The sequence below is a fragment of the Mycobacterium heidelbergense genome (genome assembly GCF_050205645.1).
Taxonomy (GTDB): domain Bacteria; phylum Actinomycetota; class Actinomycetes; order Mycobacteriales; family Mycobacteriaceae; genus Mycobacterium; species Mycobacterium heidelbergense_A.
The window spans coordinates 77,322-104,090 of sequence record NZ_JBNMQT010000004.1; the positions used below are offsets into that span (position 1 = coordinate 77,322).

A 26,769-nucleotide genomic window follows, 5' to 3' on the forward strand; every position below is an offset into this window, starting at 1 on the left:
GATTACTGTAAGGTAACCCGATATGACGGCTCTCAACGACAGTGAGCGCGCAGTCCACAATTGGACGGCCGCGCGCCCCGATCGTCCAGCCCCGATGCGCGCCACGCGTCCGGCGGAGACCGCCCCCACACGTATGAGCAGGTATTACCCCGCATGGCTGCCCTCTCGCCGTTTCATCGCAGCGGTTATCGCGATCGGTGGGATGCAGCTGTTGGCGACCATGGACAGCACCGTCGCCATCGTCGCGCTTCCTAAGATTCAAAACGAGCTCAGCCTGTCCGATGCCGGCCGTAGCTGGGTGATCACCGCCTACGTGCTCACCTTCGGCGGGCTGATGCTGCTCGGCGGGCGCCTCGGCGACACCATCGGGCGAAAGCGCACCTTCATCGTCGGCGTCACCCTGTTCACCATCTCCTCGGTGCTGTGCGCCGTGGCATGGGACGAGGCGACGATGGTCATCGCCCGGCTGCTGCAGGGCATCGGGTCGGCCATTGCATCGCCGACCGGTCTGGCGTTGGTCGCGACCACCTTCCCGAAGGGGCCGGCGCGCAACGCCGCGACGGCCGTGTTCGCCGCGATGACCGCGATCGGATCCGTGATGGGTCTGGTGGTCGGCGGGGCGCTCACCGAGGTGTCGTGGCGGCTGGCGTTCATCGTGAACGTGCCGATCGGGCTGGTGATGATCTACCTGGCCCGCACCGCGCTGCGGGAAACCAACCGGGAGCGGATGAAGCTCGACGCCACCGGGGCGATGCTGGCCACGCTGGCGTGCACCGCCGCCGTTTACGCGTTCTCGATGGGTCCGGAAAAGGGATGGGTCTCACCCACCACCATCGGCTCGGGCGTGGTGGCTTTGGCCGCCGCCATCGCCTTCGCGATCGTTGAGCGCACCGCCGACAACCCCGTCGTGCCGTTCGACTTGTTCCGTGACCGCAACCGGCTGGTCACGTTCGTCGCGATCTTCCTCGCCGGCGGGCTCATGTTCAGCCTGACCGTGTCCATCGGTCTGTACGTGCAGGACATCCTGGGCTACAGCGCGCTGCGCGCGGGCGTCGGCTTCATTCCGTTCGTCATCGCGATGGGCATCGGCCTGGGCGTGTCTTCGCAACTGGTGTCGCGGTTTTCGCCCCGGGTGCTGACGATCGGCGGCGGGGTCCTGCTGTTCTGGGCGATGATCTACGGCTGGGCGTTCATGAACCGCGGCGTGCCCTACTTCCCCAACCTGGTGCTGCCCATCGTCGTCGGCGGAATCGGCATCGGCATGGCCGTCGTGCCGCTGACGCTGTCGGCGATCGCCGGCGTCGGATTCGACCGGATCGGCCCGGTGTCCGCGATCGCGCTGATGCTGCAGAGCCTGGGCGGCCCGCTGGTGCTGGCGGTCATTCAGGCCGTGATCACCTCGCGCACGCTGTACCTCGGCGGGACCACCGGCCCGGTGAAGTTCATGAACGACGCTCAGCTGCACGCGCTCGACCACGGCTACACCTACGGCCTGCTGTGGGTGGCCGGGGTGGCCGTCATCGTCGGCGGCGCGGCGCTGTTGATCGGCTACACCCCCGAGCAGGTCGCGCACGCCCAGGAAGTCAAGGACGCGATCGACGCCGGGGAACTCTGACGCAGGCTTTCCGTGTGCCTCTGAGGCGCCCTGACCGCACTTTCCGAGCCGTAAGCGCACACTCAGATTTCCTTCGCCGAAACCGCCGCCACTAGGCTTGCCCGCTGTGATCACCCGGATGTCCGAGTTGTTCCTGCGCACCCTGCGCGACGACCCTGCCGACGCCGAAGTGCCCAGCCACAAGCTGCTGGTTCGGGCGGGATACGTCCGGCCCGTCGCGCCGGGGCTGTACAGCTGGCTGCCGCTCGGGCTGCGGGTCCTGCGCAACATCGAACGCGTCGTCCGCGAAGAGATGAACGCGATTGGCGGGCAAGAGATTCTGTTCCCCGCCCTGCTGCCGCGCGCGCCGTACGAGACGACGAACCGCTGGACGGAGTACGGCGACAGCGTGTTCCGGGTGCGCGATCGCCGCGACAACGACTACATGCTGGGCCCCACCCATGAAGAGCTCTTCGCCCTGACCGTCAAGGGGGAGTACAGCTCCTACAAGGACTTTCCGCTCACCCTTTATCAAATCCAGAACAAATATCGCGACGAGGCGCGGCCGCGGGCCGGCATCCTGCGTGCCCGGGAATTCGTCATGAAGGACTCCTACTCCTTCGACATCGACGAGGCCGGGCTCAAGGCGTCCTACCACGCCCACCGGGAGGCCTACCAGCGCATCTTCGATCGGCTAAAGGTGCGCTACGTCATCGTGTCGGCGGTGTCCGGCGCCATGGGCGGCAGCGCCTCCGAGGAGTTCCTCGCCGAGAGCCCGGTGGGCGAGGACACCTTCGTGCGGTGCCTCGAGTCCGGTTATGCGGCCAACGTCGAGGCCGTCGTCACCGCCCGCCCGGACGCATTGCCCATCGAGGGGCTGCCCGAGGCGGTGGTGCACGACACGGGCGACACCCCGACCATCGCCACATTGGTGGCCTGGGCGAACGAGGCCGGCCTGGGCCGCACGGTGACCGCCGCCGACACGTTGAAGAACGTCCTGGTGAAAGTCCGCCAGCCCGGCGGCGACTGGGAGCTGCTGGCCATCGGCGTGCCCGGCGATCGCGAGGTCGACGACAAGCGGCTCAGCGCCGCCCTGGAGCCGGCCGAGTACACGTTGCTCGGCGACGACGATTTCGCCAAGTATCCCTTTCTGGTCAAGGGGTACATCGGGCCGAAGGCTTTGCGGGACAACGATGTTCGCTATCTCGTCGATCCGCGGGTGGTCGACGGCACCAGCTGGATCACCGGGGCCGACGAGCCGGGCCGCCACGTGGTCGGGTTGGTGGCCGGGCGCGACTTCACCGCCGACGGCACCATCGAGGCCGCCGAGGTGCGCGAGGGCGATCCGTCGCCCGACGGCGCCGGCCCGCTGGTCGCTGCGCGCGGCATCGAGATCGGCCACATCTTCCAGCTCGGCCGCAAATACACCGATGCCTTCACCGTCGACGTGCTCGGCGAGGACGGCAAGCCGGTGCGACTGATCATGGGCTCCTACGGCGTCGGGGTGTCGCGGCTGGTGGCCGTCGTCGCCGAGCAGCAGCACGACGAGCTGGGCCTGCGCTGGCCGGCGTCGATCGCGCCGTTCGACGTCCATCTCGTGATCGCCAACAAGGACGCCGAGGCCCGGGCCGGGGCCACGAGGCTGGCCGCCGATCTGGATCGGCTGGGGCTCGAGGTGCTGCTCGACGACCGCACCGCCTCGCCCGGCGTCAAGTTCAAGGACGCCGAACTGCTGGGCATGCCGTGGATCGTCGTGGTGGGGCGCGGCTGGGCGGACGGCGTGGTGGAGCTGCGGGACCGCTTGGGCGGGCAGACCCGCGAGCTGGCCGCCGGCACCTCGCTGGCCACCGACATCGTGACGGCTCTGAAGGGCTAGCCGCTCACCGTTATTCGTTGCCGCCGGGGAAACTCGTCGTGATGGGCCAGGCGTTCAATACCCGGTTCCACCGCGCGGCCAGGACCGTGCCCTGGGACAGGGCGGTCGCGGCGAACGCGCGGTCGTCGGCCGTCTCGGCGTGCTCGATGACGGCGCGCCACGCCGTCTGGCCGTCGGTTTCCATCCGCACGGCCAGCCGTGCCGCATCCGCCGGGCTGCCCACCAGCATCGGCAGCTGGTAGCCGGGGGCGGCGACCGGGGCGGTGACCTTGCGGGCGCTCAGCATGGCGATGACGTCGTCGCGGCGCTGGCGATGCTGCAGCAGCGCCTCCACCACCAGGTTGTTGACGCCGGGCGGCGACAGCGCGGACACGATGCCGTAGCCGTAGATCGTCGAATGTTCGACGGACAGCGCGTCGCACAGCGCCGCGTTGTCGGCGTCCTTGCCGGAGGTCATGGCGTCGGCCCCGCGGGCACCAGGGCCACCGTGTACGACGCCGTGCAGGACGCGGCGATGGAGCCGAGCAACCCGGCCCGGTAGCCCGATGACGAGGCCACCAACCGGCTCGCGCTCTCGGCCGATGCGCGCAGCGAGTTGACCACGTCCGCCAGCGGGGGCGGCGGTGGCGGCGGTGCGCCCGGCTCGGCCGGGGCGGGGGTGGGCGTTTCGCTCGACGAGGACGAGAGCTTGCCGGCCGCCCGGGCGATCTCGGTGGACAGGGCCCGGGCATGCGCGGCGCGCTGGGTGGCGACGACGGTCAGCGCGGCGGCGATCTGCGGCGGGTTGCCGACGGCCGCCGCGGCGGCGGTCGCGAGCGCGCTGTCGCGGCGGGCCTGGTCCAGCGGCCCGAGCAACTCCTCGACGGCGGGGGGCTTGGGCGGGGACTCGCCACAGGCGGACGCGGCCACCCCGAGCGCGGCGATTGCCGCGCCGCCGGCGAGCACACCCCGCCGGTTGGTGACGGGTACGGGCACAGAAACATCCTGCCATTGCTGAGTGCCATCGCTGGGGGGCGGCCACGCCAACAGGACCCTGACCGACCCACTACCTGACCCACTACCTGGCCCGCCACCTGACCATGCGATCCGCCCCGTCATGGGCGATTCCTGGCGTATCGTTGATAGCTGGTTCTGGTGGAACGCCCAACGTTCCGCCGGGACACCGGAAGCCGCCCCGGGCGACGACATCCGCCAGATGACCGGACAACTCAAGATGAGGAGCTCGCCGTGACCACCGGGCTACCTTCGCAGACGCAGGTGATCGAGCTACTCGGTGAAGAGTTCGCGCGCGCCGGCTATGAGATCGAAGACGTGGTCATCGATGCCCGCGCGCACCCGCCGCGGATCAGTGTGATCGCCGACGGTGACACCGCGCTCGACTTGGACACCATTGCCGCGCTCTCGCGCTCGGCGTCGGCTTTGCTGGACGGCTCGAACCTTCTCGAGGGCATCCGCGAGCGCTACGTCTTGGAGGTCAGCTCGCCGGGCGTGGACCGCCCCCTGACCAGCGCGAAGCACTTCCGCCGCGCGCGCGGGCGCAAGGTCGAACTGGCGCTGGCGGACGGATCGCGGCTGACCGGCCGCGTCGGTGAGACCCGCGATGACACGCTCGCGTTGGTGGTTCGCGACGGGCGCGGATGGGCGGTGCGGCCGATCCCGCTCGCCGAGATCGTGAAAGCCGTTGTCCAGGTTGAGTTTTCGCAGCCACCCCAGGCGGAGTTGGAACTGGCGACTGGGGCCCTCACGGGGCGGGCCGACAGGACGGAGGCCGGAGCATGAATATCGACATGGCCGCGCTGCACGCGATCGAGGTGGACCGGGGCATCTCGGTCAACGAATTGCTCGAGACGATCAAATCCGCGCTGCTCACCGCCTACCGCCACACTCAGGGTCACCAGAACGACGCGCGCATCGAGATCGACCGCAAAACCGGTGTCGTCAAGGTGATCGCCCGCGAGCTCGACGAGGACGGCAACCTCATCAGCGAATGGGACGACACCCCGGAGGGCTTCGGCCGCATCGCCGCCACGACCGCACGCCAGGTGATGCTGCAGCGATTCCGCGATGCCGAAAACGAGCGCACCTACGGCGAGTTCTCCACCCGGGAGGGCGAGATCGTCGCGGGGGTGATCCAGCGCGACAGCCGCGCGAATGCCCGCGGCCTGGTCGTCGTCCGGATGGGCACCGAAACCAAGGCATCCGAGGGCGTCATCCCGGCGGCCGAGCAGGTCCCCGGCGAGAGCTACGAGCACGGCAACCGGGTCCGCTGCTATGTCGTCGGCGTCACCCGGGGCGCCCGCGAGCCCCTGATCACGCTGTCGCGAACACATCCCAACCTGGTGCGCAAGCTGTTTTCGCTGGAGGTCCCCGAGATCGCCGACGGATCGGTCGAGATCGTGGCGGTGGCCCGCGAGGCCGGCCATCGCTCCAAGATCGCGGTGGCCTCCCGCGTGCCGGGCCTGAACGCCAAGGGCGCCTGCATCGGCCCGATGGGGCAGCGGGTCCGCAACGTGATGAGCGAGCTCTCCGGGGAGAAGATCGACATCATCGACTACGACGAGGACCCGGCCCGCTTCGTGGCCAACGCGTTGTCGCCGGCCAAGGTGGTCTCCGTCTCGGTGATCGACCAGAGCGCCCGGGCGGCCCGGGTGGTGGTGCCGGACTTCCAGTTGTCCCTGGCCATCGGCAAGGAGGGCCAGAACGCGCGGTTGGCCGCCCGGCTGACCGGGTGGCGCATCGACATCCGCGGCGATTCGCCGGGAAGTTCCGAGGGGCACGCGGAGAACCAGTCCGAACACGGCGCCGGCCATCCGGTGGCACACGACCGCTGACCTGTAACCGCCCCGGCGCGGGCGGTTCTGACCATTGATCCGGTGACGCTAGACTGAGCCGTGATCCAGCGCGAGCCTTCGGAGTCGGCGCGCGGACGCCCGGGTGGACCGGTGCGGACGTGTGTCGGGTGCCGAAAGCGAGAGCTGGCCGTCGAACTGCTTCGAGTGGTCGCCGTGTCGGCCGGGAACGGCGAATACGCCGTGATCGTTGACACGGGGAGTAGCCTGCCGGGGCGGGGTGCATGGCTGCATCCCGTACCGCAGTGCGTCCAGCAGGCGATTCGGCGGCGGGCTTTCACCAAGGCGCTGCGCATCGCCGGTTCACCGGACACGACCGCGGTGGTCGAGCACATAGCGGCGCTTCGTGCGCTCGGCTCACCCGGCACCAACAGAAGAGGCAGCAAAGAACATGAGCACACCGTGAAGTCCCGATGACAATGCGTCATAGCTAAACCCGAGGCGCGGCCGCCCCACGACTGTCGCCTCATAGACAGGAGAAGTAGTGGCAGGTAAGGCCCGCGTACACGAGTTGGCTAAGGAACTCGGTGTCACAAGCAAGGAAGTCCTCGCCCGGCTGAATGAACAGGGCGAATTCGTCAAATCCGCATCGTCGACCGTAGAGGCGCCAGTCGCTCGCCGGCTGCGCGAGTCTTTCGGCGGAGGCAAGCCCGCCGCGGAAAAGGCGCCGGCCAAGGCCGCCAAGGCCCCCGCCAAGGCCTCCGGCCAGGCGTTGGACCAGGCCCTCGACCAGGCGATCGACAAGTCCGCGGGCAACGGCGAAGCCACCGCGGCCCCCGCCCAGCCCGCCGCCAAGGCGTCCCCGGCCGCGGCGGCCGAGGCGACTGCGCCGCCCGCGCCGCCGTCGGGCCAGCCGAAACCGCCGGCCCCGGGCCAACCGGCGCCCCCTTCGGGGTTGACGCCGGGACCGCGTCCCGGTCCGGCGCCGAAGCCGGGCGTGCGCACCCCGCGCGTCGGCAACAACCCGTTCTCGTCGGCGCAACCCGTCGACCGTCCCATCCCGCGTCCCATGGCGCCTCGTCCCGGCGCGGCCCGGCCCGGTGCACCGCGCCCCGGCGCGTCGCCGGGCAGCATGCCGCCCCGCCCCGGCGGTGCCGGCGCACAGGGCCGTCCGGCGCGCGCCGGTGGGCCCCGTCCCGGCGGCCGGCCCGGTGGGCCCGGTGGCGGCCGCTCCGATGCCGGTGGCGGTAACTATCGCGGCGGCGGAGGCGGCGTCGGTGCCGCGCCCGGAGGCGGCGGTGGTTTTCGCGGCCGTCCCGGTGGCGGCGGTGGCCGTCCCGGACAGCGCGGCGGCGCGGCCGGCGCGTTCGGCCGTCCCGGCGGCGCGCCCCGGCGTGGTCGCAAGTCCAAGCGGGCGAAACGCGCCGAGTACGAGAACATGCAGGCGCCCGTCGTCGGCGGCGTGCGGTTGCCGCACGGCAACGGCGAGACGATCCGGTTGGCCCGCGGGGCCTCCCTGTCCGACTTCGCCGAAAAGATCGACGCCAATCCGGCCGCACTGGTGCAGGCGCTGTTCAACCTCGGCGAGATGGTGACGGCCACCCAGTCGGTGGGCGACGAGACCCTCGAGCTGCTGGGCAGCGAGATGAACTATGTCGTCCAGGTCGTGAGCCCCGAGGACGAGGACCGCGAGCTGCTGGAGTCGTTCGACCTGACATACGGGGAAGACGAAGGCACCGAGGAAGACCTGCAGACGCGTCCGCCGGTGGTGACCGTGATGGGTCACGTCGACCACGGTAAAACCCGGCTGCTGGACACGATTCGAAATGCGAGCGTCCGCGAGGCCGAGGCGGGTGGCATCACCCAGCACATCGGCGCCTACCAGGTTTCCGTCGACCTCGACGGCGCCGACCGGCTGATCACCTTCATCGACACCCCGGGTCACGAGGCGTTCACCGCCATGCGTGCCCGCGGCGCCAAGGCCACCGACATCGCGATCCTGGTGGTCGCCGCCGACGACGGCGTGATGCCGCAGACGGTGGAGGCCATCAACCACGCGCAGGCCGCCGACGTGCCGATCGTGGTGGCGGTCAACAAGATCGATAAGGAAGGCGCCGACCCGGCCAAGATCCGCGGGCAACTCACCGAATTCGGTTTGGTGCCAGAGGAATTCGGCGGCGACACGATGTTCGTGGACATCTCGGCGAAGGTGGGCACCAACATCGAGGCGCTGGAGGAGGCGGTGCTGCTGACCGCCGACGCCGCCCTGGACCTGCGGGCCAACCCCGACATGGAGGCCCAGGGTGTGGCGATCGAGGCACACCTGGACCGCGGCCGCGGGCCGGTGGCCACCGTGCTGGTGCAGCGCGGCACGCTGCGGGTCGGCGACTCCGTGGTGGCGGGCGATGCCTACGGCCGAGTCCGCCGCATGGTCGACGAGCACGGCGAGGACGTCGAGGAGGCGCTGCCGTCGCGGCCGGTGCAGGTCATCGGCTTCACGTCGGTGCCCGGCGCCGGTGACAACTTCCTCGTCGTCGACGAGGACCGCATCGCACGCCAGATCGCCGACCGGCGCAGCGCGCGCAAGCGCAACGCCCTGGCGGCGCGTTCCCGCAAGCGGATCAGCCTGGAGGACCTGGACTCGGCGCTGAAGGAAACCAGCCAGCTGAACCTGATCCTCAAGGGCGACAACGCCGGTACCGTCGAGGCGCTGGAGGAGGCCCTGATGGGCATCCAGGTCGACGACGAGGTGGAACTGCGCGTCATCGACCGCGGCGTCGGTGGCATCACCGAGACCAACGTCAACCTGGCGTCGGCGTCCGACGCGGTGATCATCGGCTTCAACGTCCGCGCCGAAGGCAAGGCGACGGAGCTGGCCAACCGCGAAGGCGTGGACATCCGGTACTACTCGGTGATCTACCAGGCGATCGACGAGATCGAGAAGGCCCTGCGCGGCATGCTCAAGCCGATCTACGAGGAGAACCAGCTGGGTCGCGCCGAGATCCGCGCGATCTTCCGGTCCTCGAAGGTCGGCGTCATCGCCGGCTGCCTGATCACCTCCGGCATCGTGCGCCGCAATGCCAAGGCCCGGTTGTTGCGCGACAACATCGTTGTCTCCGACAACCTGACGATCACGTCGCTGCGGCGGGAAAAGGACGACGTGACCGAGGTCCGCGACGGCTTCGAATGCGGTATGACTCTGGGTTACTCCGACATCAAGGAAGGCGACATCATCGAGTCCTACGAGCTCGTTCAAAAGGAACGGGCCTAATGGCCGACCCCGCTCGGGCGCGCCGGCTGGCCAAGCGGATCAATACGATCGTCGCGTCGGCGATCGAGTTCGAGATCAAGGATCCGGGGCTGGACGGGGTGACCATCGTCGACACGAAGGTCACGGCCGACCTGCACGATGCGACGGTGTTCTACACCGTGATGGGACGAACGCTGGACGACGAGCCGGATTACGCGGCCGCCGCGGCCGCGCTGGATCGGGCCAAGGGAGCCCTGCGCACCATGGTCGGGGCGGGAACCGGCGTGCGCTTCACTCCCACTTTGACGTTCACCCGGGACACGACGTCCGACACCGTGCGACGGATGGACGAGTTGTTGGCCCGTGCCCGCGCCGCGGACGCCGATCTGGCGCGGGTTCGGGTGGGCGCCAAGCCGGCGGGGGAGGCCGACCCGTACCGTGAAGCGGGGCTCGACGCTAAGGACACCGGTGACGACGATCAACACGAAAACTGAGCTGGCCGACGCCCCGGTTGCCGGGGTACGCGTCGACGCCGTCCGCGCCGCCGAATTGCTGTCGGCGGCGACGACGATCGCGGTGGTGTGCCACGTCCACCCCGACGCCGACACCATCGGTGCGGGGCTGGCGCTGGCCACGGTCCTGGATCGGTGCGGCAAAGAGGTCGAGGTCGGTTTCGCCGCGCCGGAGACGTTGCCGGAGTCGCTGCGGACGCTGCCCGGGTGCCACCTGCTGGTCCACCCCGACGCGATGCGACGCGATGTCGATTTGGTTGTGACAGTTGACGTTCCGAGCGCCAAACGGCTCGGTGCCCTGATCGACCTGGCTGGCCCGGACCAGCACCTGCTGGTGATCGATCACCACGCCTCCAACGACATGTTCGGCACCGCGAATTTCGTCGACCCGTCGGCGGACTCCACCACGTTGTTGGTTGCCGAACTCCTCGACGCGTGGGGCCAGCCGCTCGACACCGACGTCGCGCATTGCATCTACGCGGGACTGACGACCGACACCGGGTCCTTCCGCTGGGCCAGCGCCCGGGCCCATCGGCTGGCGGCCCGGCTGGTGGATGCCGGCGTGAATAACGCCGCGATATCCCGGGCGCTGATGGATACCCATCCGTTCGCGTGGCTGCCGATGCTGTCGCGGGTGCTGGATTCCGCGCAACTGATGCCCGACGCCGCGGGTGGCCGCGGCCTGGTCTACGTCGTCGTCGACAACTCCGAATGGGTCAACTCGCGCCCGGAGGAAGTCGAGAGCATCGTCGACATCGTGCGCACCACGCAGCAGGCCGAGGTGGCGGCGGTGTTCAAGGAGGTCGACCCGCAACACTGGTCGGTGTCGATGCGGGCGAAGGCCGACGTGGATCTGGCGGCCGTCGCGTCCGTGTTCGGCGGTGGCGGCCACCGCTTGGCCGCCGGCTATTCGACCACCGGCTCGATCGACGACGCCGTGGCCTCGCTGCGCACCGCCCTCGGCTGATTCGGGTTACAGCGCCCCGGTCTCACTTCGCCTTGGGCATGGCGTTGCCCCAAAAGGCGAGGACGGCGATGGCGAAGGCAACGAACACGATCGCCAGGCCGAGGGCCGGCCACTTCCACATCAGGGTCCGACGAGTGGTTCGACGAGTGGTTCGACGAACGCCGGAGACGACTGCCCCTATACCCGCCAGCAACGCGGCAAGAGCGACCCCGCCGACGATGACGCCCGCGCCGCTCCACATGTTGTGAACGAAGCGCGTCACCGCTGGGCTGTCGCAGTCATCACTGCAAATGGGCATCATCGTCCACAACAAACCCAGCGCCGCGGCGGCGAGCGCGAGCAGGCTGGCCCCTGCTTGCACCACGAAAAGGCTCACCGTCGCGGTTTTGTCGGCGGTCGATCGCTGCGGTGGAGGCGGCGCGAAGCTCGCACCGTAGGGCGGCTCGTGGAACGTCACGCGCCTAGCGCACCTGGGAGCGTCCGCGTTGCAGCACGGCCTCACGGTTCGCGGCGATGTCGTCACCGCTGGTCCGAAATTGCCTGGCCGCCATGGCTTCCAGCCACAGCCCGGCGCTCGTCTGCGAATCGTCGATCCGGTGATAGGACGCCAGCAGCGCCCGCACCGCGTTCTGGTTGTTGCCGACGATGCTCGCCGCCACCTCGCGCGCGGCGGCCAGCAGCGCCTCGTGCGGCACCACCTCGGTGACCAGCCCGGCCCGCAGCGCGTCCGCCGCCGACAGGTAGTCCCCGGTCATACTCATCCGCCGGGCCAGCCCGACCCCCACCTTCTGCGGCAACCGCACGCTCAAGCCCCAGGTGGGCAGCAGCCCCACCCGGGCGTGGGTGTCGGCGAAGCGCGCCTGCTCCGAGGCGATCACGATGTCGCAATACAGGACCAGCTCGAGCCCGCCGGTGACGGCGGCGCCGTTGATGGCGCCGATTACGGGCTTGGTCAGCGCCGGCCACCTCGGTGAAATGTCCGGAAGGGCCGACTCGCTACCCAGCTCCTTGAGGTCGAGTCCGGCGCAAAACACCGGATCGGTGCCGGTGACTATGATTACGTCGACGTCGTCATCGGTCTCGGCATCGGTCAGCGCAGCGAAGAACCGGTCCCGCAGCGCCGAGGACAGGGCATTGCGGGATTGCGGCCGGTTCAGCGTCAGCGTGCGCACCCGCTCGCCGGTGTCGATCAGCAGGATGTCGTCGGTCATGACATCACCGTAATCAGGGGCGGCGCCTATCGTTGAGCCATGTGCCGAAACATCACCGAACTGCGGGGTCTGCAGCCCGCGGCCACGGCCGAGGAGATCGCGGCGGCCGCCCGCCAGTACGTGCGCAAGGTCAGCGGCATCACACGCCCGTCGACCGCCAACGCCGAGGCGTTCGAGGCGGCGGTGGCCGAGGTCACCGAGACGACGACGCGGCTGCTGCGCGCCCTGCCGCCGCGGCGCCAGCCGCCCAAGACCGTTCCGCCGCTGCGCCGGCCCGAGGTGCTGGCGCGGCTCGGCGGCCCGGTATGACGCTGACCGCCACGGCACCCGCGCTCAAGGAGTGGAGCGCCGTCGTGCACGCGCTGCTGGACGGCCGGCAGCGCGTGCTGCTGCGCAAGGGCGGCATCGGCGAGAAGCGGTTCGAGGTCGCGGCCCAGGAATTCCTCTTCTTTCCGACCGTCGCGCACAGTCACGCGCAGCGGGTCCGGCCCGAACACCGCGACCTGCTCGAACCGGCGGCCGCCGACAGCACCGATGATCGCCTGCTGATCCGGGCCGCCGCGAAAGTCGTTGCCGCGCAAGAGGTCAACCGCCCCGACGGGCTGGCGGCAATCGAGGATCTGCACATCTGGACACCCGAATCGGTGCGCGCCGACCGGCTCGACTTCCGCCCGAAGCACAAGCTGGCCGTGTTGGTCGTGTCGGTCATCCCATTGGCCGAGCCGGTGCACATCGCCCGCAGCCCCGACTACGCGGGCTGCAAGAGCTGGGTGCAGCTGCCGGTGCGGCCGGATTTGGCGGCGGCGGTGTACGACCCCGTTTATGACGAAGCCGCGCTAGCCGATGTCGCCGTTCGGGTCCGCGACGCCGTTGGCTGACTCGGGGTTGGCTGACAGGTCGGGCGGGCCGACCGGAAGCAGCAGCCGCGAGCGTCCGTAGTGCACGGAGTGGACGGCCGGTTTCGACTGCCGAGCCGTCAACAGCGGTTCGTCGGTGCCGAGATTGCGCGCGTAGCGGGGAAACCAGCTGCCGGCGATCAGCAGGCGGATGCGTGAGCCGGCACGGAAACGGTGGGCGATGCCGTCGAGTTCGATCCTGACGGTCGTCGCGGCGTTGCCGGCCTGACTCAGGCGCCGGTAGCCGTCGCTGACGTTGCGGGATCGCCCCTTGGCTCCGATATCCCTGACCTCGCTCACCCGCACGAACAGGTCGACGTGCGGATTGTCCGAACTGTGCGCCAGTTCGACTACCGGGGTTCCGTACACGCACACATCGTGGGTGAGCGTCGCGCTGGTGAAGGCGAGCACGTCGTCGCGCAGGGCGAGCCGGCTGTCGTCGCGGTAGCCGCCGCTGCGCAACAACAGTGGGCCGCCGGTGGTGGGCGTCGGGTCGGCGGGGTCGGAGCGGAAGGTCGCCGGGGCTACCCCCGCCGGGTCGGTCGGCCCGGCCTCGTCCAGATAGCGCCCGGGCCGCAGATACAGCGCACGCTCGGCGGTTTGCGGCGGCCAGTCGGGCACGTTGCGCCAGCCCTGGCCGGTGACGTAGACGCGGACCCGGCTGGGGCGGCGCAGGCCGGGAGCGCCGCCCAGGTGGGCGTCCAGCCAGTCCAGCGAATCCGCGACCGTGGTACCCAGCGCCCTGCTGAGCTGCTGGGTGTGTGTCCAGGGTCCGACCGTCAGGGCGACGTCGACGCCGCGACGGCGCAGATGCTCGTAGTGGTGCAGGGTCTGCTTGACGAAGATGTCCTGCCAACCTCCCACCAGCAGCACCGGCACCTGGACCCGGTCCAGCGCCTCGGGGAACCGCAGCCGGTCCCAGAACGGGTCGTCGCGGTCGGGATGTTCGATCCACGATTCGAACCAGGGCGCGCCCGTGCCGAGCAGCGTCCGCGCCGCGGTGCCCATCGGCAGTTCACCCACCGCCCGGGCGATATTTCGCTGCGCCCGCAGCTGGCGGATGGCGGTCCCGATGCGCCCGGACCGCTCCTGGTGGGTGACCAGATCGCACCAGCCCAGGAATTCGTTGACCGTGAAAGACCCTGTGCCCCATACCGAGTCGTTGAAATCGTGCGGTCCCACAGTGATGACGGCCGCGGCCAGTTCGGGCGGCGGGTCGGACAACAGCGCCCATTGGGTGAATCCGAGATACGAGAGTCCGATTGTGGCGAATCGGCCTGTGAACCAAGGCTGTTCACGCAGCCATGCGACCGTGTCGGCGCCGTCGGCGGCCTCGTTGACCATCGGCTCGAATACTCCGCCCGACCCGAACGTCCCACGCACGCTTTGCAATACGACGTGATAGCCGCGTGCGGCATACAGCCGGGCGAAGACCAGCGAGAAGGGAAACCCGCGCCCGTAGGGTCCGCGGACCAGCACGGTGCCGGCGGGTGTGGCGGTCGTCGGCGCGTAGTGGTCGGCCGCCAGGCGGATCTCGTCGCGCATCGGGACTTCGACCCGATTCACGGTGTACCCGGTGGTTGCCGGGGGCAGGCCCAACAATCGGCCGACGGCGTTGCCGCCGGCCCGTCTGAGCGGGCCCAGTCCGGGCTCGGCGGGCCGGGTCCGTGTCGAAGTCACGACCCTCAGGTTAGGGGTCACCGGGCGGCCGGGCCGGCCGGGCTAGAACTTGTAGTACGGCACGAGGTCGTTGGCCCGCTGCAGGTTGGTGGAGGGGCAGTCGACCTCGGGGTTGGAGTACACCGTCGAGTAGAACAGCGCCTGCTGCAGCACCCCGTAGCTGGTCTTGAACGCCACCATGCAGGAGAAGTACCAGTAGCTGTTGTGATACGTCGGCTTCAGGACCCAGAACGTGGCGGCGCGGTGCCCGGCGATCGTGGTCTCCAGCGCGTCGGGCGGCAGCGACTGTTCGTATTGGCGCCAGATGATGGGCTCGACGGCCATCTGATAGTTGCCCGCGTCCAGGTGGCAGCGCAGCCCGTCCTCTGGCTCGGGCGGGGTGAAGGCCAGCCCGAGCCGCTGCAGGGCGTCGAACGGGATGTCCCGGCACGGATCGAACGGGCTCGGATCGGTGGTCGCCACGATCGGGCTCTTCATCGTGGTCTCCGGGGTCTCCAGCGGGGCCGCGGTCGAGCGCAGCTCGACGGCCTTGCCCGCGGCCGGCGCGGGCGGGCCGCTGTACCAGCCCGCGGTTCCCCCCAACGCCGCCGCGATCAGCGCAGCAACCGCTCCGATCAGTCGCACTCTGGTGAACACGACGCCCCCTGACGCCTCGGCGATCCCTTCGCGGGAGTGTACAAGTCGGGTCAGCAGCCTCACAGTGAAACGAGAACACGTTCTAATCCGCCGATCAAGGCCCTGGCCGAAACCCGCCCATTACACCGGGTTACACCGGGTCGTTAGGCTGGTTAGTCGTGGCAAGTCAGCAGTCGGGCAACGGGGGGCAGCCGACCGGTCAACCAACCTTGTGGGCGGTGTCGGATCTGCACACCGGTCACCTCGGCAACAAGCCCGTCACCGAATCGCTGCACCCATCGTCGCCGGAGGACTGGCTGATCGTCGCGGGAGACGTCGCCGAACGCACCGACGAGATCCGCTGGGCCCTTGACCTGCTGCGACGCCGCTTCGCCAAGGTGATCTGGGTGCCCGGCAATCATGAGCTGTGGACCACGAATCGCGATCCCGCGCAGGTCTTCGGCCGGGCGCGGTATGACTACCTGGTCCACATGTGCGACGAGCTGGGCGTGGTCACGCCCGAGCATCCGTTCCCGGTGTGGACCGAACGCGGCGGCCCCGCCACGATCGTGCCGATGTTCCTGCTCTACGACTACACCTTCTTGCCCGAGGGGGCGACGAGCAAAGCCGAGGGTCTGGCCATCGCGCGTGAGCGCAATGTGGTGGCCACCGACGAATTCCTGCTCTCACCGGAGCCCTATCCCACCCGCGACGCCTGGTGCCGGGAGCGGCTCGCCGCCACCCGCGCCCGCCTCGAACAGCTGGACTGGATGACACCGACCGTCCTGGTGAATCACTTCCCCCTGGTGCGCGATCCCTGCGACGCGTTGTTCTACCCGGAATTCTCGTTGTGGTGCGGAACCACCAAGACCGCCGATTGGCACACCCGCTACAACGCCGTCTGCTCCGTCTACGGGCACCTGCACATCCCGCGGACCACCTGGTACGACGACGTGCGCTTCGAGGAGGTGTCGGTCGGTTACCCCCGGGAGTGGCGGCGTCGCAAGCCGTACACCTGGCTGCGTCAGGTCCTGCCGGATCCGCAATACGCGCCCGGCTACCTCAACGACTTCGGCGGTCACTTCGTGATCACCCCCGAGATGCGCAAGCAGGCCACGCAATTCCGGGAACGGCTGCGGCAGCGGCAGTCGCGATGACCGAGCGGATGCTCGTGTCGTCGGTGCTGCCGGCGTCCGGGGACCTGGCATACGCGGAGGCATACTCCGATCCGCCGGGGCTGGCTCCGTTGCCCGAAGAAGAGCCGCTGATCGCCAGGTCGGTTGCCAAGCGGCGCAACGAGTTCATCACCGTCCGGCACTGCGCCCGGATCGCGCTGGGCGAGCTCGGGGTGCCGCCGGTGCCAATCCTCAAGGGCGACAAGGGACAACCGTGCTGGCCCGACGGCGTGGTGGGCAGCCTCACGCACTGCACGGGCTACCGCGGCGCGGTGGTGGGGCGCACCGCCTCGGTGCGTTCGGTGGGCATCGACGCCGAACCGCACGACGTTTTGCCGAACGGCGTGCTGGACGCCGTCACGCTGGAGGAGGAACGCCACGAGATTTCCGCCCTGCCCGAGGGGCTGCATTGGGATCGAATCCTGTTCTGCGCCAAGGAGGCAACGTACAAGGCCTGGTTCCCGTTGACCAAGCGCTGGCTCGGTTTCGAGGACGCCCACGTGGTGTTCGACGTCGATCCGGCCGGCGGCGGAACGGCCGGGGTGTTCGTGTCCAAGATCCTGATCGATCCCGCCGCGCTGTCGGGCCCGCCGCTGACTGCGCTGCGGGGCCGCTGGTCGGTCGAGCGTGGGCTGGTGCTGACCGCCATCGTGCTATGAGCGAACCGGGCCTGGTGGTCATCGACAAGCCGGCCGGGATGACCAGCCACGACGTGGTCGGGCGGTGCCGCCGCATCTTTTCCACCCGCAGGGTGGGCCACGCGGGGACGCTGGACCCGATGGCCACCGGCGTGCTGGTGATCGGGGTCGACCGCGCCACCAAGATCCTTGGCCTGCTGACGGCCGCCTCGAAGTCGTACGAGGCCACCGTCCTCCTCGGCCAGACCACGTCCACCGAGGACGCCGAAGGTGAACTGCTGCAAAGTGTCTCGGCCGAGCGGGTGACCGGCGAGGCGATCGCGGCCGCGATCGCCGGGCTGCGCGGTGAGATTCAGCAGGTGCCGTCGGCGGTCAGCGCGATCAAGGTCGCAGGTCGCCGCGCCTACCGGTTGGTCCGCGAGGGCCGCGAGGTCGAGCTCGAGGCACGGCCGGTCCGCATCGACCGGCTCGAGGTGTCCGACGTTCGACGCCACGGCCCTCTCGTCGACGTCGACATCGAGGTCGACTGCTCGTCGGGCACCTACATCCGCGCACTGGCGCGCGATCTGGGTGCCGCGCTCGGTGTCGGCGGACACCTGACGTCGTTGCGGCGCACCCGCGTCGGCCGCTTCGCGCTGCAGGAGGCGCACTCACTCGACGACCTGGCCGAGCGGCCGCGGCTGAGCTGGACGCTCGACGAGGCGTGCCTGCTGATGTTTCCGCGCCGCGAGCTGTCCGCCGAGGAGGCCGAGGCGGCCGCCAACGGCCGGTCCCTTTCGCCGGCCGGTGTCGACGGCGTCTACGCCGCCACGGACCCCGACGGCCGGGTGATGGCGCTGCTGCGCGACGAGGGCTCGCGCACCAAGTCGGTGGTGGTGATACGGCCCGCGACGCTGTAGCTTGCCTCGCCGAGCCTGTAAATCTGCAGACAAAGTGCGAGTAGCGGCCTGCGAAATTACAGGCTCGGCGAGCCCCGGGCGACAGCTCGGCACGGGCAAGTTGCAAACTGAAAGCCTGGAGCGTTCGGAAGGGGACAACGATGTCCAAGAAGATGTCCAACAAGGTTTACGTCGTCGGCGTCGGCATGACGAAATTCGAGAAGCCGGGACGCCGCGAGGGCTGGGACTACCCGGACATGGCGCGGGAGTCCGGCACCAAGGCCCTCGAGGACGCCGGCGTCGACTACCGCGACATCGAGCAGGGGTATGTCGGCTACGTCGCGGGCGATTCGACGTCCGGGCAGCGGGCCCTCTACGAACTCGGCATGACGGGCATCCCGATCGTCAACGTCAACAACAACTGCTCGACCGGTTCGACGGCGCTTTACCTGGCCGCACAGGCCATCCGCGGCGGGATCGCGGACTGTGCCATGGCGCTGGGCTTCGAGAAGATGCAGCCCGGACCCCTGCAGGGCGGTGCCCAAGACCGGGAATCGCCGATGGGCAAGCACGTCAAGGCGTTGGCCGAGATCGACGAGTTCGCTTTTCCGGTGGCGCCGTGGATGTTCGGGGCGGCCGGCCGCGAGCACATGAAGAAGTACGGCACCACCGCCGAGCACTTCGCCAAGATTGGCCTGAAGAACCACAAGCACTCGGTCAACAACCCGTACGCGCAGTTCCAGGAGGAGTACACGCTCGACGACATCCTGGCGGCGAAGATGATCTCCGACCCGCTCACCAAACTGCAGTGCTCGCCGACCTCCGACGGATCGGCCGCGGTGGTGCTGGCCAGCGAGGAATACGTGGCCAACCACGGCCTTGCCGGGCAGGCGGTGGAGATCGTGGGACAGGCGATGACCACCGATTTCGAGTCCACCTTCGACGGCAGTGCCCGCAACATCATCGGCTACGACATGAATGTGCAAGCTGCCCAACGGGTTTACGACCAGTCCGGGCTCGGCCCCGAGGACTTCCAAGTGATCGAGCTGCATGACTGCTTTTCCGCCAACGAGCTGCTGCTCTACGAGGCGCTCGGCCTGTGCGGGGAGGGCGAGGCGGCCAAGCTGGTCGACGACAACCAGACCACCTACGGCGGCCGGTGGGTGGTGAACCCGTCGGGCGGACTGATCTCCAAGGGGCACCCGCTGGGTGCGACGGGGTTGGCGCAGTGTTCCGAGCTGACCTGGCAGCTGCGCGGGGCGGCCGACAAGCGTCAGGTCGACAACGTCACCGCCGCTTTGCAACACAACATCGGCCTGGGCGGCGCCGCCGTCGTCACCGCCTACCAGCGCGCCGAACGCTGAACCCATGATCGAGTGGTCCGACACGGACCTGATGGTCCGCGACGCCGTTCGCCAGTTCGTCGACAAGGAGATCCGGCCGCATCTGGACGAGCTGGAAACCGGCGCGATGTCGCCCTACCCGATCATGCGCAAGCTGTACAGCCAGTTCGGTCTCGACGTGATGGGCGCCGAGTCGGTCAAAAAGATGCTGGAGCGCGAGCGTGCCGAGCAGGATGGCGTTCAAGGCGAAAAGCAGGATAGCTCAAATGGTCTGAGCGGTGGCGGCGCCCAAGCATCGATGATGGCTGTGCTGGTGTCCGAACTCGCGAGGGTCAGCATCGGAGTGCTGAGCACAGCGACCGTCAGCATCGGCCTGGGTGCGGGGACCATCGCCAGCCGCGGGACGCTGGCCCAGAAGGAACGCTGGTTGCCCGACCTGATGTCGCTGAAGACGATCGCGGCGTGGGCCATCACCGAGCCCGACTCCGGCTCGGACGCGTTCGGCGGCATGAAGACCTACGTCAAGCGCGACGGCGAAGACTACATCCTCAACGGGCAGAAGACGTTCATCACCAATGGGCCCTACGCCGACGTCCTGGTGGTCTACGCCAAGCTCGACGAGGGCGACTCGTCCCCGGATAGCAAGGTCGACAAGCGGAACCGCCCCGTGCTGGTCTTCGTGCTCGACGCCGGGATGCCGGGCCTGACCCAGGGCAAGCCGTTCAAGAAGATGGGCATGATGTCCTCGCCGACGGGCGAGCTGTTCTTCGACAACGTCCGGCTGAGCCCGGACCGCCTGCTTGGCGAGAGTGAGCACGCCGGCGGGGACGGCCGCGACAGCGCTCGCGCCAACTTCACTGTCGAGCGGATCGGGATCGCGACGATGGCGTTGGGCATCATCAACGAATGCCACCGCCTGTGCGTGGATTACGCGAAGAGCCGAACGCTGTGGGGCAAGAACATCGGGCAGTTCCAGCTGATCCAGCTCAAGCTGGCCAAGATGGAGATCGCCCGAATGAACGTGCAGAACATGGTGTTTCAGTCCATCGAGCGGGAGCGGGCCGGTAAACCGCTGACGCTGGCCGAGGCGTCGGCGATCAAGCTGTACTCGTCGGAGGCGGCCACCGAGGTCGCGATGGAGGCCGTGCAGCTGTTCGGCGGCAACGGCTACATGGCCGAGTACCGGGTGGAGCAGCTGGCCCGCGACGCCAAGTCATTGATGATCTACGCCGGCAGCAACGAGGTTCAGGTCACCCACATCGCCAAGGGACTCTTGAGCTAAACCGGGGTCACCCAGATCGCCCGGGCCGCCGGGCTGCCCAGGTCGACGATGGCCTCGGCGCCGTCGGCGGATTCGATCGCCACCGAGATCATGCCGGCGAATTCGCGGCGGGTCAGCACCCGCACCCGGGAGTCGAGATTGATCCCGACGCTGTCGAAATAGCGCAGCATCTCCGGGTCGGAGTCGGAGATGCGGGCCACCGTGCCGGTGTCGCCGTCGCCGCACGCCCACAGCTGACGGGCCGGCGGCGTGGGCACCCGTCCGTCGGAGGCCGGGATCGGGTCGCCGTGCGGGTCGCGCTGCGGAAATCCCAGCTTGGCGTCGATGCGGGCCACCAACCGGTCCGACACCGCGTGTTCGAGCACCTCGGCCTCGTCGTGGACCTCGTCCCAGCTGTAGCCGAGCTCGTTGACCAGGAACGTCTCCAGCAGGCGGTGCCGGCGCACCATCTCCAGCGCCGCCCGCCGCCCCGCCTCGGTCAGGGTCACCGCGCCGTACTTCTCGTGGTCCACCAGGCCCTGCTCGGCGAGTTTGCGGATCGACTCCGACGCGGTGCTGGCGGAGACCCCGATCTTCTCGGCAAGCATTTTGGTGCTGACCTTTTGCGGCGCCCCCGCGGGGGACCACTCCTGGGCATTCCAGATGACCTTCAGATAGTCCTGGCCAACCGCGGTGAGACCGCCAGGCTCTTCGTCAGCCCTCACATCCGGAAGTTTAGGCAACCGTGCCTGATCTGGCGTGCTGTCGGGCCACGCGGAGCCGTAGGCTTGCGGTCGTGCAGCGGTGGCGGGGCCAGGACGAGATCCCCACGGACTGGGGCAGATGCGTGGTGACCATCGGAGTGTTCGACGGTGTGCACCGTGGCCATGCCGAACTGATCGCCCACGCGGTGAAGGCCGGCCGCGCCCGCAACGTGCCCGCGGTGCTCATGACGTTCGACCCCCACCCGATGGAAGTGGTCTATCCCGGCAGTCACCCCGCCCAGCTGACGACGCTGACCCGCCGCGCCGAGCTCGTCGAGGAGTTGGGCATCGACGTCTTCCTGGTGATGCCGTTCACGAGCGACTTCATGAAGCTCACGCCGGAGCGCTACGTCCACGAGTTGCTGGTGGAAAACCTGCACGTGGTCGAGGTCGTGGTGGGGGAGAACTTCACCTTCGGCAAGAAGGCCGCCGGCACCGTCGACACCCTGCGCAAGGCCGGTGAGCGATTCGGCTTCGCGGTCGAGTCGATGTCACTGCTCTCCGAGCACCACGACAGCGAGACCGTGACCTTTTCCTCCACGTACGTCCGGTCCTGCGTGGACGCGGGCGACATGGTGGCGGCCACCGAGGCACTGGGCCGCCCGCATCGCGTCGAGGGAGTCGTGGTCCGGGGCCACGGGCGGGGCGCCGAGCTCGGCTTTCCCACCGCGAACGTGGCGCCGCCGATGTACTCGGCCATCCCGGCCGACGGCGTGTACGCCGCCTGGTTCACCGTGCTCGGCCACGGACCGATGACCGGCACCGTCGTCCCCGGCGAGCGCTACCAGGCCGCGGTGTCCGTCGGCACCAACCCGACCTTCTCCGGACGCACCCGCACGGTGGAGGCGTTCGTCCTGGACACCACCGCCGACCTGTACGGGCAGTACGTGGCCCTGGACTTCGTCGCACGCATCCGGGCACAGCACAAGTTCGACTCGGTGGCCGACCTCGTCGCCGCGATGGACAAGGACACCGAGCGGGCGCGCGCCCTGCTCACGGTCTGACGATTCGGGCCGGGCGCTGTCCCTGCTCACGGGCTGATAAACTGCCGGACGACATCGGCGCGTGCTGCGGTTCGCGGTGGCCGCGCTCGAGAATCCATGATCGCGGACCAATTGATGGAGTTATTTCGTGGCGCTTACTGCCGAGCAGAAAAAAGAAATTCTCAGCCAGTACGGCTTGCATGACACCGACACCGGATCCCCGGAGGCGCAGATCGCGCTGCTGACCAAGCGGATCGCGGACCTGACCGAGCACCTCAAGGTGCACAAGCACGACCACCACTCGCGGCGGGGATTGCTGCTGCTGGTCGGGCGCCGGCGCCGGCTGATCAAGTACGTGTCGCAGATCGACGTCGAGCGGTACCGCTCGCTGATCGAGCGGCTGGGCCTGCGCCGCTGACCCCCGTGTAGAGTGGGAGCGTTCTGGGCCGACTCGGCCTGGGCAAACGGTGCGGTTCGCGCAGATCCGCGTGTGCCGTTCCAGCGTGCTAGTACGCATGTCACAAGAGAGCAGCCCGGTCTGTATCGGGCGGTCTTCGGTAGTGGCTGCCGGGCTCCCCGGATCTGGGGTAGGTCGGCCGCTTCGATCGATGGCCGTAGCCGCATTCAGACTTTTGTTCTCGGGTGGTGCGTGGGCGCGCGAAAAAGCTGAATACCCAGAGAGGCCGTACGGACAACGTCATGTCTGTAGCTGAAATTGAACAGGGCGTCTTCGAGGCGACCGCCACCATCGACAACGGGAGCTTCGGCACCCGCACCGTCCGCTTCGAGACCGGCAGGTTGGCCCAGCAGGCCGCCGGTGCCGTCGTCGCGTACCTGGACGAGGAAAACATGCTGCTGTCGGCGACCACCGCCAGCAAGGCTCCCAAGGAGCATTTCGACTTCTTCCCGCTGACGGTCGACGTCGAGGAGCGGATGTATGCCGCGGGCCGAATCCCCGGCTCGTTCTTCCGCCGTGAGGGCAGGCCCTCCACCGACGCGATCCTGACCTGCCGCCTCATCGACCGCCCTCTGCGCCCGTCGTTCGTCAATGGGCTGCGCAACGAGATCCAGGTCGTGGTGACGATCCTGAGCCTGGACCCCAACGACCTGTACGACGTGCTGGCGATCAATGCCGCGTCGGCCTCCACCCAGCTGAGCGGTCTGCCGTTCTCCGGCCCCATCGGGGGCGTGCGGGTGGCGCTGATCGACGGCACCTGGGTCGCCTTCCCCACGGTCGAGCAGCTCGAGCGGGCCGTCTTCGACATGGTGGTGGCCGGCCGCACGGTCGAAGGTGACGTGGCCATCATGATGGTCGAGGCCGAGGCCACCGAGAAGGTCATCGAGCTCGTCGAGGGCGGCGCCCAGGCGCCGACGGAAACCGTTGTGGCGCAAGGCCTGGAGGCCGCCAAGCCGTTCATCGCCGCGCTGTGTACCGCGCAGGAGGAACTGGCCGGGGCCGCCGCCAAGCCCGTCGCCGAGTACCCGACCTTCCCGGACTACCAGGAAGACGTCTACTACTCGGTGGCCTCCGTGGCCACCGACGAGCTGGCCAAGGCGTTGACCATCGGCGGCAAGGCCGAGCGCGACGCGCGCACCGACGAGCTCAAGGCCGAGGTGCTGGCTCGTCTCGCCGAGACCTACGAAGGCCGCGAAAAGGAGGTCAGCGCCGCGTTCCGCTCGCTGACCAAGAAGCTGGTGCGTCAGCGCATCCTCACCGACCACTTCCGCATCGACGGCCGGGGCATCACCGACATCCGCGCGCTCTCGGCCGAGGTCGCCGTCGTGCCCCGAGCGCACGGAAGCGCGCTGTTCGAGCGCGGTGAAACCCAGATCCTGGGCGTGACCACGCTGGACATGGTCAAGATGGCCCAGCAGATCGACTCGCTGGGACCCGAGACGTCCAAGCGCTACATGCACCACTACAACTTCCCGCCGTTCTCCACCGGCGAGACCGGCCGCGTCGGCTCGCCCAAGCGGCGCGAGATCGGGCACGGCGCCCTCGCCGAGCGGGCCCTGATTCCGGTGCTGCCCGGAGTCGAGGAATTCCCCTACGCGATCCGCCAGGTGTCCGAGGCGTTGGGCTCCAACGGCTCGACCTCGATGGGATCGGTCTGCGCCTCCACCCTGGCGCTGCTCAACGCCGGCGTGCCGCTCAAGGCGCCGGTGGCCGGTATCGCGATGGGCCTGGTCTCCGACGACGTCGACGTCGACGGCAAAACCGAGCGGCGCTTCGTCACCCTGACCGACATCCTCGGGGCGGAAGACGCGTTCGGCGACATGGACTTCAAGTGCGCCGGCACCAAGGACTTCGTCACCGCGCTGCAGCTGGACACCAAGCTCGACGGGATCCCGTCGCAGGTGCTCGCGGGTGCGCTGGCGCAGGCCAAGGACGCGCGGCTGACCATCCTCGAGGTCATGGCCGAGGCCATCGACGCCCCCGACGAGATGAGCCCGTATGCGCCGCGGGTGACCACCATCAAGGTTCCGGTCGACAAGATCGGTGAGGTCATCGGCCCGAAGGGCAAGGTCATCAACGCCATCACCGAGGAGACCGGCGCGCAGATCTCCATCGAGGACGACGGCACCGTGTTCGTCGGCGCCACCGACGGGCCCTCGGCGCAGGCCGCGATCGACAAGATCAACGCCATCGCCAACCCGCAGCTGCCGACGGTTGGGGAGCGATTCCTCGGAACCGTGGTCAAGACAACGGATTTCGGTGCGTTCGTGTCGCTGCTTCCGGGACGCGACGGCCTGGTGCACATCTCCAAGCTCGGCAAGGGCAAACGGATCGCGAAGGTCGAGGACGTCGTCAACGTCGGCGACAAGCTGCGGGTCGAGATCGCCGATATCGACAAGCGCGGCAAGATCTCGTTGGTCCTGGTGGCGGAAGACGCGGCTGAAAACGCGGCTGGAGAAAAGGCCGCACCCGCCGATGCCGGAGCTCCTCAGGAGACCGCGCCAGCCGATGCCGCCAGTTCCGTCTAGAAGGCCAGCAGCTGACCCTGCGGGCGCATTGCGCCGGGGTAGTCACTACGTCGAGACGACGAGCTCCGCGCCGCGCCGCACCACGCTGCCGGGCGGCCTGCGGGTGGTCACCGAATACCTGCCCGCGGTGCGTTCCGCGTCGGTCGGGGTCTGGGTCGGCGTCGGATCGCGCGACGAGGGTGCCAGCGTGGCCGGGGCGGCGCACTTCCTGGAGCATCTGCTGTTCAAGTCGACCCCGACCCGCAACGCCGTCGACATCGCGCAGGCGATGGACGCGGTCGGCGGGGAGCTGAACGCCTTCACCGCCAAGGAGCACACCTGCTACTACGCGCACGTGCTCGACAGCGATCTGGAGCTGGCCGTCGACCTCGTCGCCGACGTGGTGCTCAACGGCCGCTGCGCCGCCGACGACGTCGAGCTCGAACGCGACGTCGTCCTCGAGGAGATCGCGATGCGCGACGACGACCCCGAGGACGCGCTGGGCGACATGTTCCTGGCCTCGCTGTTCGGCGATCACCCGGTGGGCCGGCCGGTCATCGGCACCGCGCAATCGGTGTCGGCGATGACGCGCGGCCAGCTGCACTCGTTCCATACGCGGCGCTACACGCCGGAACGCATGGTCGTCGCCGTGGCCGGCAACGTGGACCACGACGAGGTGGTCGCGCTGGTGCGCGAACACTTCGGGCCTCGATTGGTCCGCGGGCGTCACCCCGTTGCACCCCGCAAGGGCTCGGGAAGAGTGAACGGTGGCGGCGGCGGATTGCTGCTGGGCCGCCGTGACGCCGAGCAGACCCATGTGTCCCTGGGCGTGCGCACGCCCGGGCGCGGTTGGGAGCACCGCTGGGCGCTCTCAGTGCTGCACACCGCCCTGGGCGGCGGGCTGAGTTCGCGGCTCTTCCAAGAGGTTCGAGAGTTGCGCGGGCTGGCCTACTCCGTCTACTCGGCACTGGACATCTTCGCCGACAGCGGCGCGCTCTCGGTGTATGCCGCCTGTTTGCCCGAGCGTTTCGCCGACGTCATGCGAGTGACAAGCGGGGTGCTCGAATCGGTGGCGCGCGACGGCATCACCGAAGCGGAATGCCGCATCGCCAAGGGCTCGTTGCGGGGCGGGATCGTGCTGGGCCTGGAGGATTCCAGCTCTCGGATGAGCCGCATCGGCCGCAGCGAACTGAACTACGGCAAGCACCGCAGCATCGAACACACCCTGCGCCAAATCGACGAGGTGACCGTCGAGGAGGTCAACGCGGTGGCGCACCGGCTGCTGCGCAAGCGCTATGGCGCTGCGGTTTTGGGTCCGTTTGCCTCGAAACGGTCGCTGCCCCAACAACTTCGGGCGATGGTAAATTAGCCCG

26 protein-coding genes are annotated in these 26,769 nt (G+C 68.8%); 19 read left to right on the forward strand and 7 right to left on the reverse strand.

Annotated elements, in window-relative coordinates:
• The first annotated feature begins 22 nt into the window (after positions 1–22).
• Positions 23–1,615: an MFS transporter gene (locus ACQI5H_RS05555; protein ID WP_427078406.1), complete on the forward strand. Its 1,593-nt coding sequence runs from the start codon at positions 23–25 to the stop codon at positions 1,613–1,615.
• A 106-nt stretch (positions 1,616–1,721) separates the two neighbouring features.
• Positions 1,722–3,470, forward strand: a complete 1,749-nt coding sequence (locus tag ACQI5H_RS05560; protein ID WP_427078407.1) for a proline--tRNA ligase — start codon at positions 1,722–1,724, stop codon at positions 3,468–3,470.
• 10 nt (positions 3,471–3,480) lie between these two features.
• On the opposite strand, the gene ACQI5H_RS05565 is transcribed toward ACQI5H_RS05560, so the two are convergent.
• Positions 3,481–3,927 carry a ferritin-like domain-containing protein gene (locus ACQI5H_RS05565; protein WP_076063576.1) on the reverse strand — a complete coding sequence of 149 codons (447 nt, stop codon included), beginning with the start codon at positions 3,925–3,927 and terminating at the stop codon, positions 3,481–3,483.
• Complete coding sequence (locus ACQI5H_RS05570; RefSeq protein ID WP_427078408.1) at positions 3,924–4,445, reverse strand: hypothetical protein; 522 nt, start codon at positions 4,443–4,445, stop codon at positions 3,924–3,926. The genes ACQI5H_RS05565 and ACQI5H_RS05570 overlap by 4 nt, the downstream gene beginning before the upstream one ends.
• Positions 4,446–4,697: 252 nt before the next feature.
• Between ACQI5H_RS05570 and rimP the strand changes: the two genes are divergently transcribed.
• The 6 genes from rimP to ACQI5H_RS05600 all read left to right on the forward strand — a co-directional run bounded on the left by rimP (position 4,698) and on the right by ACQI5H_RS05600 (position 10,988).
• Entirely contained in the window at positions 4,698–5,249 is a 552-nt protein-coding gene (gene rimP, locus ACQI5H_RS05575) for a ribosome maturation factor RimP (RefSeq protein ID WP_427078409.1), read from the forward strand.
• A complete protein-coding gene (nusA, locus tag ACQI5H_RS05580) occupies positions 5,246–6,301 on the forward strand; it encodes a transcription termination factor NusA (RefSeq protein ID WP_076063580.1) in 1,056 nt (351 codons plus the stop codon). The genes rimP and nusA overlap by 4 nt, the downstream gene beginning before the upstream one ends.
• A gap of 60 nt (positions 6,302–6,361) precedes the next feature.
• Positions 6,362–6,736, forward strand: a complete 375-nt coding sequence (locus tag ACQI5H_RS05585) for a YlxR family protein (protein ID WP_427078410.1) — start codon at positions 6,362–6,364, stop codon at positions 6,734–6,736.
• A gap of 67 nt (positions 6,737–6,803) precedes the next feature.
• Positions 6,804–9,530 (forward strand): translation initiation factor IF-2, encoded by a 2,727-nt coding sequence (infB, locus tag ACQI5H_RS05590; protein WP_427078411.1) that lies wholly within the window; start codon positions 6,804–6,806, stop codon positions 9,528–9,530.
• Positions 9,530–10,003, forward strand: a complete 474-nt coding sequence (rbfA, locus tag ACQI5H_RS05595) for a 30S ribosome-binding factor RbfA (protein ID WP_427078412.1) — start codon at positions 9,530–9,532, stop codon at positions 10,001–10,003. The genes infB and rbfA overlap by 1 nt, the downstream gene beginning before the upstream one ends.
• Entirely contained in the window at positions 9,978–10,988 is a 1,011-nt protein-coding gene (locus tag ACQI5H_RS05600; RefSeq protein WP_427078413.1) for a DHH family phosphoesterase, read from the forward strand. The genes rbfA and ACQI5H_RS05600 overlap by 26 nt, the downstream gene beginning before the upstream one ends.
• Positions 10,989–11,010: 22 nt before the next feature.
• Here ACQI5H_RS05600 and ACQI5H_RS05605 read toward each other — a convergent pair whose 3' ends face one another.
• Both ACQI5H_RS05605 and ACQI5H_RS05610 read right to left on the reverse strand, forming a co-directional pair.
• A complete protein-coding gene (locus ACQI5H_RS05605) occupies positions 11,011–11,445 on the reverse strand; it encodes a hypothetical protein (protein WP_427078414.1) in 435 nt (144 codons plus the stop codon).
• Positions 11,446–11,449: 4 nt separating this feature from the next.
• Positions 11,450–12,199 carry an enoyl-CoA hydratase gene (locus ACQI5H_RS05610; RefSeq protein WP_427078415.1) on the reverse strand — a complete coding sequence of 250 codons (750 nt, stop codon included), beginning with the start codon at positions 12,197–12,199 and terminating at the stop codon, positions 11,450–11,452.
• A 39-nt stretch (positions 12,200–12,238) separates the two neighbouring features.
• Between ACQI5H_RS05610 and ACQI5H_RS05615 the strand changes: the two genes are divergently transcribed.
• Together ACQI5H_RS05615 and ACQI5H_RS05620 are read left to right on the forward strand one after the other, a co-directional pair.
• Positions 12,239–12,508 (forward strand): DUF2277 family protein, encoded by a 270-nt coding sequence (locus ACQI5H_RS05615; protein ID WP_427078416.1) that lies wholly within the window; start codon positions 12,239–12,241, stop codon positions 12,506–12,508.
• Positions 12,505–13,077 (forward strand): DUF1802 family protein, encoded by a 573-nt coding sequence (locus ACQI5H_RS05620; RefSeq protein WP_427078417.1) that lies wholly within the window; start codon positions 12,505–12,507, stop codon positions 13,075–13,077. The genes ACQI5H_RS05615 and ACQI5H_RS05620 overlap by 4 nt, the downstream gene beginning before the upstream one ends.
• Here ACQI5H_RS05620 and ACQI5H_RS05625 read toward each other — a convergent pair.
• Complete coding sequence (locus tag ACQI5H_RS05625) at positions 13,036–14,775, reverse strand: CocE/NonD family hydrolase (RefSeq protein WP_427078418.1); 1,740 nt, start codon at positions 14,773–14,775, stop codon at positions 13,036–13,038. The two genes, ACQI5H_RS05620 and ACQI5H_RS05625, sit on opposite strands and share 42 nt — an antisense overlap.
• A gap of 42 nt (positions 14,776–14,817) precedes the next feature.
• Complete coding sequence (locus ACQI5H_RS05630; protein WP_427078419.1) at positions 14,818–15,411, reverse strand: DUF3558 domain-containing protein; 594 nt, start codon at positions 15,409–15,411, stop codon at positions 14,818–14,820.
• 158 nt (positions 15,412–15,569) lie between these two features.
• Here ACQI5H_RS05630 and ACQI5H_RS05635 point away from each other — a divergent pair, with 158 nt between their 5' ends.
• The 5 genes from ACQI5H_RS05635 to ACQI5H_RS05655 all read left to right on the forward strand — a co-directional run bounded on the left by ACQI5H_RS05635 (position 15,570) and on the right by ACQI5H_RS05655 (position 20,706).
• Complete coding sequence (locus ACQI5H_RS05635) at positions 15,570–16,547, forward strand: metallophosphoesterase family protein (RefSeq protein ID WP_427078420.1); 978 nt, start codon at positions 15,570–15,572, stop codon at positions 16,545–16,547.
• Complete coding sequence (locus ACQI5H_RS05640; RefSeq protein WP_427078421.1) at positions 16,544–17,224, forward strand: 4'-phosphopantetheinyl transferase family protein; 681 nt, start codon at positions 16,544–16,546, stop codon at positions 17,222–17,224. Before ACQI5H_RS05635 ends, ACQI5H_RS05640 begins: the two co-directional genes overlap by 4 nt.
• Positions 17,221–18,102, forward strand: coding sequence for a tRNA pseudouridine(55) synthase TruB (gene truB, locus ACQI5H_RS05645; RefSeq protein WP_427078422.1), 882 nt, complete (start codon positions 17,221–17,223; stop codon positions 18,100–18,102). The genes ACQI5H_RS05640 and truB overlap by 4 nt, the downstream gene beginning before the upstream one ends.
• A 140-nt stretch (positions 18,103–18,242) precedes the next feature.
• Positions 18,243–19,445, forward strand: a complete 1,203-nt coding sequence (locus ACQI5H_RS05650; protein WP_427078423.1) for a lipid-transfer protein — start codon at positions 18,243–18,245, stop codon at positions 19,443–19,445.
• Positions 19,446–19,449: 4 nt separating this feature from the next.
• Positions 19,450–20,706 carry an acyl-CoA dehydrogenase family protein gene (locus tag ACQI5H_RS05655; RefSeq protein ID WP_427078424.1) on the forward strand — a complete coding sequence of 419 codons (1,257 nt, stop codon included), beginning with the start codon at positions 19,450–19,452 and terminating at the stop codon, positions 20,704–20,706.
• Here ACQI5H_RS05655 and mntR read toward each other — a convergent pair.
• The gene (mntR, locus tag ACQI5H_RS05660) at positions 20,703–21,410 is read right to left on the reverse strand and encodes a manganese-binding transcriptional regulator MntR (RefSeq protein ID WP_427078425.1); all 708 of its coding nucleotides are present in this window, start codon (positions 21,408–21,410) and stop codon (positions 20,703–20,705) included. The genes ACQI5H_RS05655 and mntR overlap by 4 nt on opposite strands.
• Positions 21,411–21,481: 71 nt before the next feature.
• Here mntR and ACQI5H_RS05665 point away from each other — a divergent pair, with 71 nt between their 5' ends.
• The 4 genes from ACQI5H_RS05665 (at position 21,482) to ACQI5H_RS05680 (ending at position 26,765) form a co-directional block, all read left to right on the forward strand.
• Complete coding sequence (locus tag ACQI5H_RS05665) at positions 21,482–22,453, forward strand: bifunctional riboflavin kinase/FAD synthetase (protein ID WP_427078426.1); 972 nt, start codon at positions 21,482–21,484, stop codon at positions 22,451–22,453.
• Between the two features lie 127 nt (positions 22,454–22,580).
• Positions 22,581–22,850, forward strand: coding sequence for a 30S ribosomal protein S15 (rpsO, locus tag ACQI5H_RS05670; RefSeq protein ID WP_427078427.1), 270 nt, complete (start codon positions 22,581–22,583; stop codon positions 22,848–22,850).
• A 281-nt stretch (positions 22,851–23,131) separates the two neighbouring features.
• A complete protein-coding gene (locus ACQI5H_RS05675) occupies positions 23,132–25,417 on the forward strand; it encodes a polyribonucleotide nucleotidyltransferase (protein WP_427078428.1) in 2,286 nt (761 codons plus the stop codon).
• Positions 25,398–26,765, forward strand: coding sequence for a M16 family metallopeptidase (locus ACQI5H_RS05680; RefSeq protein WP_427078429.1), 1,368 nt, complete (start codon positions 25,398–25,400; stop codon positions 26,763–26,765). The genes ACQI5H_RS05675 and ACQI5H_RS05680 overlap by 20 nt, the downstream gene beginning before the upstream one ends.
• Positions 26,766–26,769 lie beyond the last annotated feature (4 nt).